A 15,024-nucleotide genomic window follows, 5' to 3' on the forward strand; every position below is an offset into this window, starting at 1 on the left:
AGGTCCCGAGCCTCGCGCACGGACGCCGCCGCTGGACCGTTGGCTAGCTTCTGACCGTCACTCACATACCCGCTACATGCGACGACTGCTTCTTTTGGCCCTCACGCTCGTGGCCGCGCCCGCCTTCGCGCAGGGCGTCTCCGGCATCGACCTGGAGGCCATGGACCCCGACGTCCGTCCCCAAGACGACCTCTTTCGCTACGTCAACGGGACATGGCTCGAGACCGTCGAGATCCCGGCCGACCGGCCGCGCTACGGGTCCTTCGACATGCTGCGCGAGCGGTCCGAGGAGGACGTCCGCGCCATCATCGAGGACGCCGCCTCCGGGGCCGTCGTCGACCCCGACGCCCGGAAGATCGGCGACTACTACACGGCCTACATGGACTCGGCCCGCGTCGAGTCGCTCGGCATCGCCCCGCTCCAGCCCGACTTCGACCGGATCGACGCCATCGCCTCCGTCGAGGACCTCGTCCGGTACTTCGGCCAGAACTCGGCCTCGTACGGCCCGGCGCCCCTCGCCGGCTTCGTGACCGTCGACGCCAAGGACTCCGACCGCCACGTCTACACGCTGTGGCAGTCCGGGACGAACCTCCCCGACCGGAGCTACTACCTCGAGGACCGCTTCGCCGAGGCCCGCGAGGCCTACCTCGGCTACATCGAGACGATGTACGACCTCGCCGGCTGGGACGGCGGCGCCGAGGCGGCGCAGACGATCCTCGACCTCGAGACCCGGCTCGCCCGGAGCCAGTGGACGCGGATCCAGAACCGCGACCCCGAGGCCCGCTACAACCCGATGGCCGTCGCCGACGTCGTCGCGGCCTACCCGAACCTCCACGTCGACGTGATGGCCGAGACGATCGGCCTGCCCGCGTCGCTCGACTCGGTCGTCGTCGGGCAGCCGCCGTTCCTCGCGGGGCTCGACAGCACGATGGTCGAGGTCCCGCTCGAGGACTGGAAGACGTACGCCCGCTTCCGCACGCTCGACGAGGCCGCCGGCCAGCTCCCGGCCGCGTTCGTCGAGGCCAGCTTCGACTTCAACGGCCGCGTGCTCAACGGCCAGGACGAGGACCGGCCGCGCTGGAAGAAGGCCGTCGGCGCCACGTCGGGCGCGCTCGGCGAGGCCATCGGCCGGATCTACGTCGACCGGCACTACCCGCAGGCCGCGGCCGACCGGATGGACGAGCTCATCGAGAACCTCCGCGAGGCGTTCCGCCAGTCCATCGGCGACAACCCGTGGATGAGCGACGCGACCAAGGCCGAGGCGCTCCGCAAGCTCGAGGCCTACGTCTACAAGATCGGCCACCCCGAGGAGTGGGAGGACTACTCCGCGCTCCAGGTCTCGGCCACGGACCTCATCGGCAACGGCCGCGCGCTCCGCGCGTGGGGCCTCGCCGACAACCTCTCGAAGCTGGGCGAGGCGCCGGACCGGACCGAGTGGGGCATGACGCCGCAGACGGTCAACGCGTACTACAACCCGGCCTTCAACGAGATCGTCTTCCCGGCCGCCATCCTCCAGCCGCCGTTCTTCAACGTCGAGGCCGACGACGCCGTCAACTACGGCGGCATCGGCGCGGTCATCGGCCACGAGTACTCGCACGGGTTCGACGACTCGGGGAGCCAGTACGACGCCGTCGGCAACCTCCGCAACTGGTGGACCGAGACCGACCGGGCCGAGTTCGAGGCCCGCGCCGACCGGCTCGTGGCCCAGTACGACGCCTACGCGCCGTTCGAGGACGCCAACGTCCAGGGCCGCCTCACGCTCGGCGAGAACATCGGCGACCTCTCGGGCCTCACGATGGCCTACCGCGCCTACCGCCTCTCGCTCGACGCGGACGGCGACGGCGTGGTCTCGGAGAGCGAGGAGGCCCCGGTCATCGACGGGTTCACCGGCGACCAGCGGTTCTTCATGGGCTGGGCCCAGGTCTGGCGGATCGTCCACCGCGACGCCTACCTCCGCCAGCTCCTCCAAGTCGACAGCCACTCGCCGGGCGAGTACCGCGCCAACGGCCCGCTCTCGCACATCCCGGGCTTCTACGAGGCCTTCGACGTGCAGCCGGGCGATGACCTCTACCTGCCCGAGGAGGACCGGATCAAGCTCTGGTAGACCGGCCGCCGGCCGTCTCCGCAGCCGTACCGAGGCGGGCGCTCTCCCAGCGAGGGCGCCCGCCGTTTTCGTTTGGCTCCCTCCGCCTCGGTGCCGCGGTGGGGACCCTCGTGACGGGCGCGGGCGTGAGCGGCCCATGACCGAACCCGAGACCCTGACGTTCGGCGCCGGCCCAGACGTGCCGAACCACAACTGGCCGCTGATGCTCTACCGCGGTGTGCTCTCCGGCGGGGCCGGCGAGGCCATCCGCCAGCTGGAGTCGAACGGCTGGGGCGGGGCGTGGACGAACGGCGTCTACCCCTTCACGCACTACCACAGCAACGCGCACGAGGTGCTGGCCGTCGTCGCCGGCACGGCGCGGCTCCGGTTCGGTGGAGAGCAGGGAGAGGAGGTGCGCGTCGAGGCGGGCGACGTCGCTGTGCTCCCGGCCGGCACGGGCCACCAGCGCGTCGACGCCAGCGCCGACTTCTCGGTCGTCGGGGCGTATCCCACGGGGCAGCACGACTGGGACCTCCACCGGCCCGATCAGGAGGACGCGCCGGTCTCGCGCGACCGTGTCCGCGAGGTGCCACGGCCCGCCGCCGATCCGGTCTACGGGCCCGACGGCCCGCTCCTCGCCCTCTGGCCCGCCGCGTGATGGACGCCGCCGACGTTATCATCGTGGGCGCCGGGCTGACCGGCCTCGTCGCCGCCGCCGAGGCGGCCGAGGCGGGGCGTCGCGTGGTCGTGCTCGACCAGGAGGGCCCGCAGAACCTTGGCGGCCAGGCGTGGTGGTCGTTCGGCGGCCTTTTCTTGGTCGACTCGCCCGAGCAGCGGCGGATGCGGATCAAGGACTCCCGCGACCTCGCCTGGCAGGACTGGCTCGGCACGGCCGGTTTCGACCGCGACGACGACGCGTGGCCGCGCCGCTGGGCCGAGGCCTACGTCGACTGGGCGGCCGGCGAGAAGCGCGACTGGATCCGCCAGCAGGGCGTCACGCTGTTCCCGGTGGTCGGATGGGCGGAGCGGGGCGGGGGACTGGCGACCGGGCCTGGCAACTCGGTCCCGCGCTTCCACATCGTGTGGGGGACCGGGCCGGGCCTCGTCGAGCCGTTCGCCGAGCGGTGCCGCCGGGCCGGCGTCGCGTTCCGGTTCCGCCACCGCGTGACGGGCCTGAACCGGACCGGCGGTCGCGTCGACGGCGTGACGGGCGACGTGCTGGCGGAAAGCACCGCCGAGCGCGGGGCGCCGTCGAACCGCGACGTCGTCGGGGACTTCGAGCTGCGGGCGCCGGCCGTGGTTGTCGCCTCGGGCGGGATCGGGGCCAACCTCGACCTCGTCCGGCAGTTCTGGCCCGAGCGGCTGGGGGCGCCGCCGGAGCGGCTGCTGGTGGGCGTGCCCGACCACGTCGACGGGCGCATGCTGGGGGTGACGGAGGCGGCCGGCGCGCGGCTCATCCACCGCGGCCGGATGTGGCACTACGTCGAGGGCATCGCGAACCACGCGCCGGTGTGGACGCGCCACGGCATCCGGATCCTGCCCGGCCCGTCGTCGCTGTGGCTCGACGCGACGGGGCGCCGCCTCCCCCCGCCGTGCCTTCCCGGCTTCGACACGCTCGCGACGCTCGAAGAGATCCGCCGGCGCGGGCACGAGCACTCGTGGTTCGTCCTCACGCAGCGGATCATCGAGAAGGAGTTCGCGCTGTCGGGCTCGGAGCAGAACCCGGACCTGACCGGTCGGAGCGTCCGCGGCGTGCTCGGGCGCGTCCGCCCCGGCGCACCCGCGCCCGTCGAGCGGTTCAAGGAGCGCGGCGCGGACTTCGTGGTCGACCCCGACCTCGACCGCCTCATCGAGAAGATGAACGCCCTCACCGACACGCCCCAACTCGATCCAGGAATGGTCCGGCGCGAGGTCGAGGCACGGGACCGCGAGATCGCGAACCCGTTCACGAAGGACGCCCAGATCGCCGCGCTGCGGAACGCCCGGAGCTACCTCGGCGACAAGCTGATCCGCGTGGCTCGGCCTCACCGCCTGCTCGACCCCAAGGCCGGCCCGCTCATCGGCGTCAAGCTCAACCTCCTCACCCGCAAGACGCTCGGCGGCATCGAGACCGACCTCGAGAGCCGCGCGCTCGGGGCCGACGGCCAGCCGGTGCCGGGCCTCTGGGCCGCGGGCGAAGCGGCCGGCTTCGGCGGTGGCGGCGTCCACGGCTACCGGTCGCTGGAGGGCACCTTCCTCGGCGGCTGCCTGTTCTCCGGCCGCGCCGCCGGCCGCTCCGTCGCCCACCACACCGCCTGACTCCCCCCGCCTCGGCACCGAGGCGGGGGGAGTGAACTCCGACCCCTGAACCCCGAACCCGCCATGCCCACCGTCCGCAAGCTGATCGCCACCGAACTCACGCCTGATTTCCGGCGGGCCGCCGAGATCGTCGAGGAGGAGATCCCCGATCCGAGGCCGGGCGAGGTGCTCGTGCGGAACGTCGTGGCCGGCGTCAACGCGAGCGACGTGAACATGACGGCCGGGCGGTACCAGCCGGGCGTGCCGCCGCCGTTCGACCTCGGCTTCGAGGCGGCTGGCGTGGTCGAGGCCGTCGGTGACGGCGTCGAGCACCTGTCGGAAGGCGACGCGGTCGCGTTCTCGATCCTGGGCCAGGGCTTCCGCGACGTCGCCGTCGTGCCGGCGAAGCTGGCCGTGCCGGTGCCCGAGCCGTCGCCCGAGGCGCTGTCGGTCCTGGTGAGCGGGCTCACGGCGTCGATCGCGCTCGAGCAGGTCGGCGAGCTCAAGGCGGGCGAGACGGTCCTCGTGACGGCCGCGGCGGGGGGGACGGGCCAGTACGCCGTGCAGCTGGCGAAGCGGGCCGGGGCGACCGTCTTCGGCACGTGCGGGAGCGACGAGAAGGCCGCGCTGCTCCGCGACCTCGGCTGCGACCGGCCGATCAACTACCGCTCGGAGACCGTCAAGGCCGTCCTCACGAGCGAGGCGCCCGACGGACTCGACGTGGTCTACGAGGCCGTCGGCGGGGATCTCTTCGACACGGCGCTGCGGGCGCTCGCCGTCAAGGGCCGGCTGATCTCGATCGGGTTCGTCGGCGAGTATGTCGACGGTCCGGAGCGCGTGACCGATGTCCGGGTGTACCACCGGCTCTTGGCGAAATCGGCCAGCGTGCGGGGGTTCTTCCTGCCGCACTACGCGCGCCACTTCCGCGAGCACATGGGCCGGCTGCTCGGGCTCGTCGGCTCCGGCGAGCTCCAGGTGGCCGTCGACCCGACCGCGTTCCGCGGCCTCGGCGCCGTCGCCGACGCGGTCGAGTACCTCCATAGCGGGCAGAGCCGTGGGAAGGTGGTCGTCTGGCTGGGCGAGTGAGTCCGCCCCAGCCCTTCGGCTTCGGTCAGGAGAGCCGCCGAGGCGGAGGGAGTCAGCCGCTCGCGAGGCGTTGGCGGATGGCGTCGGGGAGGCGGACCGCGCGGCCCGTCGCGCGGTCGATCCACACGAGGACCGTCCGCGCCGTGGCGTAGACCGTGCCCTCGTCGCCCTCGATCGTCAGCTCGCAGTCGAGCGGGAGCGACGTCCGCCCGGCCTCGCCGGCCGTCAGGCGGACGACGACGGTCGCGGGGTACACGACGGGCTTCTTGAACTGGGCCTCGACGGCGACCAGCACGGGCCCGGTCTCGGGCGCGCCCGGCCACGCCTCGCCGTCTCCCGCCCACCGCTCGAACAGCTCGATCCGCGCTTGCTCGAAGTAGGTCTGGTAGACCGCGTTGTTGACGTGGCCCAACTCGTCCATGTCGGACCAGCGGACGGCGAGGCGGGCGGTGTAGAGGGGCTCGGGCATGGGGCGGGCGTGGGGGCCGTCCCTACGACGACGGCCCGCGGCTCGGTCCCCAATGCTGGCCCGGTCGGTACGCACGGCCGGGGCGACCCCGCGGGACAGAGGGGAAAAGCGGAACGGGGCCGTGACGGAACGGGCCCTCATCGGTCGTGGAGCGGACGAATGGCTCGGGAGAAGGCAGGCCGACCTAAGCGCCCGTCCGGGCATTCGATAAGACCCGCGAGGCCCTCCGTCACGCTGCATGTCCCGTCGCTCGCTCCTGCTCGTCGTCACCCTCGCCGCCGTCGGCCCGGTCGCGGCGCAAGCGAGTCAGGAGGTCACGATCGTCATCCCCGAGGTCGAGCGGATCCAGGTTTCGGCCGGCACGCGGACGCTGGCGTTCGTGCGCCCACCCGAGGGCGGGCCGTTCGCCGACGTGATCGACGACGCCGGCTCGTACGACGTCACGGTCAACACGTCCGGAAACAAGATCACGGCCGCCCTCGACGCGCCGTTCGCCGACGGCGTCCGGTTGTCGGTCCGCCTCGAGGCGCCGCCGGGTGCCGTCAGCCACGGCCGGGTCGAGTTGGCGACCGAGGCGCGCGATCTCGTCACGGGCGTGGGCGGCGTCGCGGCCGCCGAGCTCAGCATGACCTATACCGCCTCGGCCGATCCGTCGGCGCTGCCGAATGGGGCGGGCGAGACGCACGTCGTGACGTATACGGTCACGGACCAGTAGCCCGCGGGGCCGGAGGCGGAACCCGGACGGCGCAGCGGGGCTTTCGGTCGGAGCAGCCCCTCCGACCATGTCTCCACACGGCATCCACCACCTTACGGCCGTCTCGGCCGCCATCCGCGACAACCACCGGTTCTACACCGGCCCGATGGGGATGCGCCTCGTCAAGCGGAGCGTGAACCAGGACGACGTCTCGGCCTACCACCTGTTCTACTCCGACGCCGTCGGGACGCCGGGCCACGACCTGACGTTTTTCGACTGGCCCGTCCCGCCCGAGCAGCGCGGCACGCGGTCGATCACGCGGACCGGCCTTCGCGTCGCCGAGAGCAGCCTGGACTACTGGGCCGACCGGCTCGCCGAGGCGGGCGTCTCGGCCGAGCCGGCGCGTGAGATCGACGGCCGCCCGACGCTCCGGTTCGAGGACGCCGAAGGCCAGCGCCTCGCCCTCGTCGTCGACGGCGGCGCCGGCGACCCGCCGACGCCGTGGGAGCGGAGCCCGGTGCCGGCCGAGCACCAGATCCGCGGCCTCGGCCCGATCACGATGAGCGTGCCGAGCCTCGAGCACACCGACCTCGTCCTCCGCACCGTCCTCGGGATGGAGGAAGACCGGACGTACGCCTCGCCCGACCGTGAGAGTGACACGGTCCACGTCTACGTGATGGGGGAGGGCGGGGGCCCGCACGCCGAGCTCCACGTCGTCGTCCAGCCCGATCTGGGGCCGGCCCGGCAGGGCGCCGGCGCCGTCCACCACGTCGCCTTCCGGATCCCGGACGACGCCTATGACGCGTGGACGGAGCGGCTCCAGCGGTTCGGCGTGCCGAGCAGCGGGCCCGTCGATCGGTACTACTTCCGGAGCCTCTACTTCCGCGAGCCCGGCGGCGTCCTGTTCGAGCTGGCGACCGACGGGCCGGGCTTCGCCGTCGACGAGGACGCGGAGACGCTGGGGGAGCAGGTCGCGCTGCCGCCGTTCTTGGAGTCCCGCCGCGAGCAGATCGTCGCGAACCTGAAGCCGCTCGACTGAGGGCGGGCCCGCAGGGAGACGACGCACCGCGTCCCTACCGACGCCCGGCGCGGAGGGCGCCGCGCGAGCGTGGCTCTCCGCCTCGGCACCGAGGCGGGCCGGGCTGGGGGATCTGGCACCGTGTTTGGGTGGACAGGGGCAATCCGGCGTCTCGCCGCGCCCGCGCCGTTCAGGTGGCGGAAGCGGAACCCAGAGGCGACGCGCGCCCACACTTGATGTGTCTCACCTCCTGACCCGACCTTCCCCGCCCCGGCATCCCGCGCGTGTCTCGCGCGTAGGCCGTCGGCTGGGCCTCCGTCCCGGCGCGCCCCCCTCCCACACGCCGACCCCCCCGATGAGCCTCGCCACGCGCGCGGTCTACCCCACCCAGCCGGCCCCACTCCGGAAACAGCTGGACGCGCTCCTCGCCGCCGTCGACCTCCCCGCCGACATCGCCCCCGACGCCGTCGTCGGGCTCGTCGTGCCCGACTCGAACCGGGTCACGGGCGGCGACGCCGCGGCTGCGGCTTACGGGCTCCTCCGCGGGCTCGACCTCGACACGGTCCTGCTCGTCTCGCCGAGCCACCACGGCGCCTTCGGGCGGCTCTCGATCTGCCAGACCGACGCGTACCACACGCCGCTCGGCGCCGTCCCGGTCAACGACCACCTCCGCAACGAGCTCTGCGACGAGGACGACGACATCTTCCTCGACGACACGGGCCACTACCACACCGAAGGCGCGGACGTCCAGCTCCCGTTCCTCCAGGCGGCCCTCGACGGCGACTTCGACGCCGTCCCCATCGTGATGGGCGAGGAGAGCCCGGCGTTCTGCCGCGAGCTCGGGGGCGCCGTCGGCGAGGTGATGTACGCCAAGCGGGCCGTCGTCGTCGGCTCGTGCGACCTCATGGAGGGCGACGCCGACGGGCTCGGCAAGCTCCGCGAGGCCATCGAGGCGTTCGACGAGAGCGAGCTGATGCACCTGCTCGGGAGCGAGACCGTCCGGGTGGAGGGGATGGGCGCGCTCATCACCACGCTCATCGCGGCGAAGGCTCGCGGGGCCCGTCACGCCCGCGTCCTCGCCCTCACGCCGCCCGAGGCCGACACCCCCGGCGCCATCGCCTGCGCCTTCTGGAAGTAGGGCCCCGCTGTCCGACTCCGCGCTCACCTCCCGCATGTCTACGTACGCCTCCGCCTTCCAGACCCCGCGGCCCCCTGTGGCCCTCATCGGCGCCGGGGCGATGGGACGCGCGCTCGGCCTCCGGCTCGCGGAGAGCGGCTACCCCATCCAGGCCGTCATCAGTCGGACGCGGCGGTCGGCGGAGGACCTCGCCAAGCTGCTCGGGGCGCCCGTCGCCTCCGACCGCCTCGGCGAGGTCCCGAACGTCCCGCTCGTGATCCTGGCCGTCCCGGACGACCAGATCGCGGACCTCGCCGACACGCTCACGGGCGCGCCGCGGCCGTGGCAGGGCGCCGTCGTGCTCCACACGTCGGGCGCGCAGCCGGCGTCGCTCCTCGAGCCGCTCCGCCAGGAGGGCGCGCGGACCCTCTCGTTCCACCCGCTCCAGACCGTTACGCGCGACGCCGACGCCCAGACGCTGGCCGGCGTGACGGTCGGGATCGAAGGCGAGCCGGCCGGCGTGCTGGCCGGCGTCGAACTCGCGGCCGGCCTCGGCGTCCGCTACGTCGTCGTGGCGGCCGAGGACAAGCCGCGCTACCACCTCGCCGCGGCGATGGCCTCGAACCTCCTCGTCACCCTCATGGGGATGGTCCAGGAGGTCCTCGCCTCCATCGACATCGACCGGCGCGCGGCGATGGCGATCCTCGGCCCGCTCCTGCAGGGCACCCTCGACAACCTCACGGCGACGTCGCCGGAGGAGGCCCTGACGGGCCCCGTCGCGCGCGGCGACATCCAGACGCTCCGGGCGCACGGGCTCGCGCTCCGCAAGGAGCTCCCGCACCTCGTCCCGGCGTACGCCGCGCTGTCCGTCGAGACCGTCCGCCTCGCGGTCCGCGCGGGCACGCTCCCGCCAGGCAAGGCCGAAGACGTCCTCTCGCTGATGGAGCGGATGGTGACGCTCCCGCTGCCTCAGCCGTCGACGCCGAAGACGCCCGAGCCGCCGCGCCCGCCGGCCCCATCCCGCGCCGGCGTCGCGTCGTGAGGGCTCGGCGCCGAACCAGTTCATTCGGCGTCACTCGCGATCGGGATGACTGGCCGCCGAGGCGCTGAGGGTCCAGCGACATGCGTCGTGGCGGAGGCGGCGGCTCTCATGATGGGCGTCGGATCGCCCCGACGCGGTCGGAGCGGTTCCACCGGGAGGTGGGGGGCACTCGGGGTAACTCTCTGCGTCACAAGGGGGAAATGCGAAGCCCAGGTGAACGATAGGTGGAGGGCTTAGGGCGGGACGGCCAAGCGTCGATGCGAACGGTGGCGCGCGGACCAATCTGGGGCGTTCTTTCCGTTCTTCCCCTTCCCGTGCTGTTTGGGCTTCGGCGGGCACGCTCGCCATCCACCGTATGCACTCTTCGATTCTGACAGAGGACCTCGCCCCCGGCCTGACGGCCGACTCGGTCGAGGCCCTCGCCGCCCGGAGCGTCCGCCGCGATTCCGCCGCCTCGTTCCAGGCTCTCCTGGCCGCCGCCGCCGCCGTGGTGAAGGCGTCCCTGGTCCCGGTCCGCGAGGCCGAGACGGCCGCGCTCAGCCTCCGCCAGCGCGAGACCGTCACCGGCGTCGCCGCCGACCTCGACGCCGTTCTCGGTGCCCTCGCCGTCGGCGTTTCGGATGAGGCCCGCTGCCTCGTCCGCCGGACCCCGGCCGACCGCGTCCGTGCCGTCCTCCGGCCCGCGCCGGGCTGGCTCCCGCGACTCCGCGAGCGGGCCGCTGAGCAACTGGTCGGCCACCCCGCCCCGTGCCGCACGTGGGTCGCCGCCGCCGGCGCCGCCGTCGAGGCCCTCGGCCAGTCGGCCGAGCACGTCGCGACGCTGGCCGCGGCCCAGAAGCCCCAGTCGTCGGCCCGCGTCCTCGGGGACCGCGTCGCCGACGCCCTTCGCGACGGCCGGGACGCCCTCCTCGCCGACGTGGCGAAGCTGGTCGACTGAGCCCGTCGGCCCGAGTCGCCGTTACTTCGTCGTTGGAGCGCTCGGCCGAAGGGGCCCCATCGGCTCCCTCATGCGCTCCCCGTTCGTTCCGCTCGTCGTCCTCCTCGTGTTCGCTGGCTGCGCCGGCCCGTCCGTCGTCACGGCGAGTGGTGACGCCGAAGCGGACGGCCTCGACTGCGCCCTCGCCGAGGCCACGGCCCGCGGCTACGCCGTCGTCGGCGCGGAGGCCGGCGTGTTTTTCCGGGCCCACCAGCCGAAACGCTATTCCCTCGGCCGGCGGGGCTTCAACGAGTTCGACGTGGTGACGGCGACCGTCGCTCGCGGCCGGCTCACGGTCCTCGCCAGCGGCGAGCAGACGTCGGCCGACGGGGTGCAGGCGATCGACCCGTCTGGCGTCGCCGAGGACGAGGCGCGCGCCGTCGTCGCCGCCTGCACGGGCTGAATCGGGCGCGAAGACGGGACCGGGAGCCATCCCCGCGGCGTCTCTCCCGCATCTTCCGGCCCCGACTCCGCACCGACCGATGGCGCTCACCGAGCAAGAGCAGATCCGCCGCGACCACACCGCCGCCCTCCGCGAGGCCGGGGTCGACCCGTACCCGGCCGCCGAGTGGGCCGTGACCCACCACGCCGCCGAGATCCTCGACCAGTACGAGGACGCCCGGCACGACCCCGAGGCCGAGGGGACCGAGCCGATCCGCGTGACCGTCGCCGGCCGGATGCTGACGAAGCGGGTCATGGGCAAGGCCGCCTTCTTCCACCTCGCGGACGAGAGCGGCCAGATCCAGATCTACGTCAAGCGCGACAACCTGCCCGAGGGGGTCTACAACAGCGTCTTCAAGAAGCTGCTCGACACCGGCGACTGGCTCGGCATCGAGGGGACGGTCTTCCGCACGCGGATGGGCGAGGTCTCGGTCGAAGCCGACCGGCTCGTGCTCCTCTCGAAGAGCCTCAAGCCCTTGCCCGTCGAGAAGACCGTGACGGACGAGGAGACGGGCGAGACGCGGACGTTCAACGAGGTCTCGGACCCCGAATTCCGCTACCGCCAGCGCTACGCGGATCTCGCGCTCCACCCGGAGGTCCGCGACGTGTTCAAGACGCGCCACCGGATCGTCCGCACGATCCAGGGTTTCCTGGACGACCGGGGCTACGTCGAGGTCGAGACGCCGGCGCTCCAGCCGCTCTACGGCGGCGCCGCCGCGCGCCCGTTCACGACGCACCACAACGCGCTCGACATGCCGCTCTTCCTGCGGATCGCGGACGAGCTGTACCTCAAGCGGCTCCTCGTGGGCGGCTTCGAGGGCGTCTACGAGATCGCCAAGGACTTCCGGAACGAGGGGCTCAGCCGGTTCCACAACCCGGAGTTCACCATGCTCGAGCTCTACGTCGCCTTCCGCGACTACGACTGGATGATGGGCCTCGTGGAGCGGATGTTCGAGGCCGTCGCCCAGGCCGTCCACGGCTCGACCGACGTGCCGCGGACGATCGACGGCGAGACGCACACGCTCTCGTTCGCCGCGCCCTTCCGGCGCGTCCCCATCTTCGACGCCATCGCCGAGGCGACCGGCCACCAGCTCTACGACGCCGAGGCGGGCCGTGTCGCCGATCGGGACGCGATCGCCGCCGTCGCCCGCGAGCTCGGCATCGAGGTCGACGCCTCGATGGGCGCCGGCAAGCTGGTCGACGAGATCTTCGGCGAGGCCGTCGAGCCGACGCTCCTCCAGCCGACGTTCATCACGGACTACCCGGTCGAGCTGTCGCCGCTCGCCAAGCGCCACCGCTCGAAGCCGGGCCTCGTGGAGCGGTTCGAGCTCATCGCGGCCGGCAAGGAGCTGTGCAACGCGTTCTCGGAGCTCAACGACCCGCTCGACCAGCGCGCGCGTTTCGAGGACCAGGCGGGGCTGGCGGAGGCGGGCGACGAGGAAGCCACGCGCGAGATCGACGAGGACTACCTCCGCGCGCTCGAGTACGGCATGCCCCCCGCCGCCGGCCTCGGCGTCGGGATCGACCGGCTGGCGATGGTGATGACCGATCAGCCCTCCATCCGCGACGTGCTTCTGTTCCCGCTGATGCGGCCGGAGACGGTCGCGGCTGGCGAACCCGAGGCGCCCGCCGAGGCGTGACCTCGCCCGCCTCGGGGCCGAGGCGGTGGGGGGCAGGCAAGCAGCACCGTTTCTGACTTGTCATCCTGAGCGGAGCGAAGGATCTCGTTGGACTCGGCCGGTTCGCCCCTCGCGAGCGCCGCGCTGGCCGACAGGAGATCCTTCGTTACTATGTTCCTCAGGATGACGGGGGGAGAGGATGGTGAAGCAGTACTGGGTCTAGGTCCTCGCGAGCCGGTCGCGGCGGCTCTACACCGGCGTGACGAACGACCTCCGGCGCCGCCTCGCCGAACACCGCACTGGGAAGGGAAGCGCGTTTGCCGCGCGGTATCGCATCGACCGGCTCGTCTACTCCGAGGAGCATCCGGATGTCCGCGACGCCATCCTCGGCGAGAAGGAGATCAAGGGGTGGACACGCGAGAAGAAGCTCCGGCTGATCGAGCGGCGCAACGCCGGCTGGTTCGACCTCGCGCCAGACGAGGCTGACCCCCAGGCCCGCCCCCGCCCGCCTCGGCACCGAGGCGGAGGGAGTCAGCGCGACGACGGGCCCGAGGCCGCCGGCGCCTCGGCCGACGGCGCGCCGAACGCCTCGCCCCCACCGCCGACGGCGCGGACCTCGTAGCGGTGCGCGGCCCGGCCGGCCTCGGCGTCGATCCAGGCGGAGGCGGTGCCCGGGAGCGTGGCGACGAGGGCGCCGTCGCGGACGACGTGATACGCCTCGGGTGGGTTGGCCCACGGCGCCGACCCGACGCGCCGGTCCCACCGGAGGGCGACGGCCTCCGGCGACACACGCTCCGCGACGAGATTCGCGGGTGGCACGGGCCGAAGCGTCACCAAGGCGGTCGAGGGCGAGGCATCGGGCGCGGCAACCACGTCGCACGCGGGCCACGCGGGGCAGAGGAAGAAGTCGACCGCCCCGTCGACCGAGGGGGCCAGCGCGGCCGGCTGCGACTGGCGGAAGGCGTCGACGACCTCGTCGATGCCGACTTCGTCGTAGAACCGGGTCTTCGGGAGGCGGACCGCTTCGAACACGGCGAGGCCGCCCGCGATGTCGTCGTTGTCGCCCGCGAGGCTGCCGAGGTCGAGGCCCTCGTATTCGAAGGGCGACGGATCGGCGACGTCGTAGAGGCTCCACAAGAGCGCGCCGATGGCCGAGTAGTCCGGATGCGACGTGCCGTAGGCGATGTTGCGGTAGCGCCGGCCCTCGCCGATCCGGTGCGTGAACGGCGCCCGCTCGGGGTTCGACGGCGCGAGGTCGACGTCGCCGTAGGTCGCGGCGGCCCAGGAGCGGACGGCGAACGAGAAGAAGATGGCCCAGCCCTCGCGGAGGTTGCGGTTGCGGAGCGTGTAGCGGAGCGGGCTGGCACCCCACATCCGGAACGTCGTGTAGTGCCCGTACTCGTGGGCCACGAGCGTCGGCGTGATGCCGCGGGCCGCGTTGAGCTCGATCTCGTGGCCGCCGAGCGCCAGCACGTCGGGGTCGAGGGCCTGGAACACGAACCCGCCGCCCTGGCTCAGCTCCACCCGAACCCGCGGCAACTCGAAGGGGACCTCGCCCGCGTAGCGCGCCTCCACGAACGCACGCGACAGCTCCGACCAGCGGACCGTGACGCCGACCTCGCGGCGGACCTCGGCCTCCAACCCGTCGGCCACGACGGGGCCCGACGGCGGGAGGGGCACGCGGATCGCGTCCGCCAGCGGGAGGACGGTGACCGCGTCGTCGCCGGTGCCGAACCGGCGGGAGCCGCGGGGGGGGGGCACGAGGCGGACCGTGCGCGTGACGGTCTCGGGCACGACGGCGACCTCGTCGTAGGCCGAGAGGTCGAGCGCCGTGGCGAGGTCGAACCGGAAGCGGCCGTCCTCGCCGAGCACGTCGAACGTCCGGTGGCGGCGGTCGGGGCCCGGCGGCGGCGCGGCGCCGTCCCACCCCGAGCCGTCGGCCCTCCGGAACAGGAGGCGGACGCGGAGGCCGTACACGCCCCGCTTCGGCCGGTCCCCGTACCCGGTCACGAAGCGCCCGCTGAGATGGACCGTCCGGGCCTCGACGGGCGCCAGAGCCACCTCGGCTCGGTCCGCCTCAGCTCGGTCCGCCTCGGCGTCGAGGCGGGCACTCTCGGCGCACCCGCCAAGGGCGAGCACCAGCAGGACGACGAGGGGACGGGGCATGGAAGAGGGACGGGATCTCGGCGGGGCGTGAACCGC

At 73.1% G+C, this 15,024-nt stretch carries 13 protein-coding genes and 1 pseudogene; 12 read left to right on the forward strand and 2 right to left on the reverse strand.

Going from position 1 to position 15,024, the window contains the following annotated elements:
• The first annotated feature begins 76 nt into the window (after positions 1-76).
• The 4 genes from BSZ37_RS06425 (at position 77) to BSZ37_RS06440 (ending at position 5,446) form a co-directional block, all read left to right on the forward strand.
• Positions 77-2,104 carry a M13 family metallopeptidase gene (locus BSZ37_RS06425; RefSeq protein WP_218830421.1) on the forward strand — a complete coding sequence of 676 codons (2,028 nt, stop codon included), beginning with the start codon at positions 77-79 and terminating at the stop codon, positions 2,102-2,104.
• A gap of 136 nt (positions 2,105-2,240) precedes the next feature.
• Positions 2,241-2,741, forward strand: coding sequence for a cupin domain-containing protein (locus tag BSZ37_RS06430; RefSeq protein ID WP_095509751.1), 501 nt, complete (start codon positions 2,241-2,243; stop codon positions 2,739-2,741).
• Complete coding sequence (locus tag BSZ37_RS06435; protein ID WP_218830422.1) at positions 2,741-4,381, forward strand: FAD-binding dehydrogenase; 1,641 nt, start codon at positions 2,741-2,743, stop codon at positions 4,379-4,381. The genes BSZ37_RS06430 and BSZ37_RS06435 overlap by 1 nt, the downstream gene beginning before the upstream one ends.
• A gap of 63 nt (positions 4,382-4,444) precedes the next feature.
• The gene (locus BSZ37_RS06440) at positions 4,445-5,446 is read left to right on the forward strand and encodes a zinc-binding dehydrogenase (RefSeq protein WP_095509753.1); all 1,002 of its coding nucleotides are present in this window, start codon (positions 4,445-4,447) and stop codon (positions 5,444-5,446) included.
• 52 nt (positions 5,447-5,498) lie between these two features.
• On the opposite strand, the gene BSZ37_RS06445 is transcribed toward BSZ37_RS06440, so the two are convergent.
• Positions 5,499-5,915 (reverse strand): acyl-CoA thioesterase, encoded by a 417-nt coding sequence (locus BSZ37_RS06445; RefSeq protein ID WP_095509754.1) that lies wholly within the window; start codon positions 5,913-5,915, stop codon positions 5,499-5,501.
• Between the two features lie 238 nt (positions 5,916-6,153).
• Here BSZ37_RS06445 and BSZ37_RS06450 point away from each other — a divergent pair, with 238 nt between their 5' ends.
• The 8 genes and pseudogenes from BSZ37_RS06450 to BSZ37_RS06485 all read left to right on the forward strand — a co-directional run.
• Positions 6,154-6,630 (forward strand): hypothetical protein, encoded by a 477-nt coding sequence (locus BSZ37_RS06450; protein ID WP_095509755.1) that lies wholly within the window; start codon positions 6,154-6,156, stop codon positions 6,628-6,630.
• 67 nt (positions 6,631-6,697) lie between these two features.
• Positions 6,698-7,648 (forward strand): ring-cleaving dioxygenase, encoded by a 951-nt coding sequence (locus BSZ37_RS06455; RefSeq protein WP_095509756.1) that lies wholly within the window; start codon positions 6,698-6,700, stop codon positions 7,646-7,648.
• A 334-nt stretch (positions 7,649-7,982) separates the two neighbouring features.
• Positions 7,983-8,765: an AmmeMemoRadiSam system protein B gene (gene amrB, locus BSZ37_RS06460; protein ID WP_095509757.1), complete on the forward strand. Its 783-nt coding sequence runs from the start codon at positions 7,983-7,985 to the stop codon at positions 8,763-8,765.
• A 34-nt stretch (positions 8,766-8,799) separates the two neighbouring features.
• On the forward strand, positions 8,800-9,786 hold the full coding sequence (locus BSZ37_RS06465) for a Rossmann-like and DUF2520 domain-containing protein (protein WP_095509758.1): 987 nt from the start codon (positions 8,800-8,802) through the stop codon (positions 9,784-9,786).
• A gap of 355 nt (positions 9,787-10,141) precedes the next feature.
• Entirely contained in the window at positions 10,142-10,723 is a 582-nt protein-coding gene (locus BSZ37_RS06470; protein ID WP_095509759.1) for a hypothetical protein, read from the forward strand.
• A gap of 70 nt (positions 10,724-10,793) precedes the next feature.
• Positions 10,794-11,165 (forward strand): hypothetical protein, encoded by a 372-nt coding sequence (locus BSZ37_RS06475; RefSeq protein WP_095509760.1) that lies wholly within the window; start codon positions 10,794-10,796, stop codon positions 11,163-11,165.
• Positions 11,166-11,244: 79 nt separating this feature from the next.
• Complete coding sequence (gene lysS, locus BSZ37_RS06480) at positions 11,245-12,843, forward strand: lysine--tRNA ligase (protein ID WP_095509761.1); 1,599 nt, start codon at positions 11,245-11,247, stop codon at positions 12,841-12,843.
• Between the two features lie 226 nt (positions 12,844-13,069).
• Positions 13,070-13,444 (forward strand): annotated as a pseudogene (locus BSZ37_RS06485) (GIY-YIG nuclease family protein); the annotation flags it as partial.
• Here the strand turns inward: BSZ37_RS06485 and BSZ37_RS06490 are convergent.
• The gene (locus tag BSZ37_RS06490) at positions 13,354-14,988 is read right to left on the reverse strand and encodes a hypothetical protein (protein WP_095509762.1); all 1,635 of its coding nucleotides are present in this window, start codon (positions 14,986-14,988) and stop codon (positions 13,354-13,356) included. The pseudogene BSZ37_RS06485 and the gene BSZ37_RS06490 overlap by 91 nt on opposite strands.
• Positions 14,989-15,024: the final 36 nt, after the last annotated feature.

It is taken from the genome of Rubrivirga marina (assembly GCF_002283365.1).
Classification (GTDB): Bacteria; Bacteroidota; Rhodothermia; order Rhodothermales; family Rubricoccaceae; genus Rubrivirga; species Rubrivirga marina.

Excerpts from the sequence above, each read along its gene's own strand:
- BSZ37_RS06425 (WP_218830421.1), top strand. The coding sequence starts at position 77 with ATGCGACGACTGCTTCTTTTGGCCCTCACGCTCGTGGCCGCGCCCGCC.
- BSZ37_RS06430 (WP_095509751.1), top strand. The coding sequence starts at position 2,241 with ATGACCGAACCCGAGACCCTGACGTTCGGCGCCGGCCCAGACGTGCCG.
- BSZ37_RS06435 (WP_218830422.1), top strand. The coding sequence starts at position 2,741 with ATGGACGCCGCCGACGTTATCATCGTGGGCGCCGGGCTGACCGGCCTC.
- BSZ37_RS06440 (WP_095509753.1), top strand. The coding sequence starts at position 4,445 with ATGCCCACCGTCCGCAAGCTGATCGCCACCGAACTCACGCCTGATTTC.
- BSZ37_RS06445 (WP_095509754.1), bottom strand. The coding sequence starts at position 5,915 with ATGCCCGAGCCCCTCTACACCGCCCGCCTCGCCGTCCGCTGGTCCGAC.
- BSZ37_RS06450 (WP_095509755.1), top strand. The coding sequence starts at position 6,154 with ATGTCCCGTCGCTCGCTCCTGCTCGTCGTCACCCTCGCCGCCGTCGGC.
- BSZ37_RS06455 (WP_095509756.1), top strand. The coding sequence starts at position 6,698 with ATGTCTCCACACGGCATCCACCACCTTACGGCCGTCTCGGCCGCCATC.
- amrB (WP_095509757.1), top strand. The coding sequence starts at position 7,983 with ATGAGCCTCGCCACGCGCGCGGTCTACCCCACCCAGCCGGCCCCACTC.
- BSZ37_RS06465 (WP_095509758.1), top strand. The coding sequence starts at position 8,800 with ATGTCTACGTACGCCTCCGCCTTCCAGACCCCGCGGCCCCCTGTGGCC.
- BSZ37_RS06470 (WP_095509759.1), top strand. The coding sequence starts at position 10,142 with ATGCACTCTTCGATTCTGACAGAGGACCTCGCCCCCGGCCTGACGGCC.
- BSZ37_RS06475 (WP_095509760.1), top strand. The coding sequence starts at position 10,794 with ATGCGCTCCCCGTTCGTTCCGCTCGTCGTCCTCCTCGTGTTCGCTGGC.
- lysS (WP_095509761.1), top strand. The coding sequence starts at position 11,245 with ATGGCGCTCACCGAGCAAGAGCAGATCCGCCGCGACCACACCGCCGCC.
- BSZ37_RS06490 (WP_095509762.1), bottom strand. The coding sequence starts at position 14,988 with ATGCCCCGTCCCCTCGTCGTCCTGCTGGTGCTCGCCCTTGGCGGGTGC.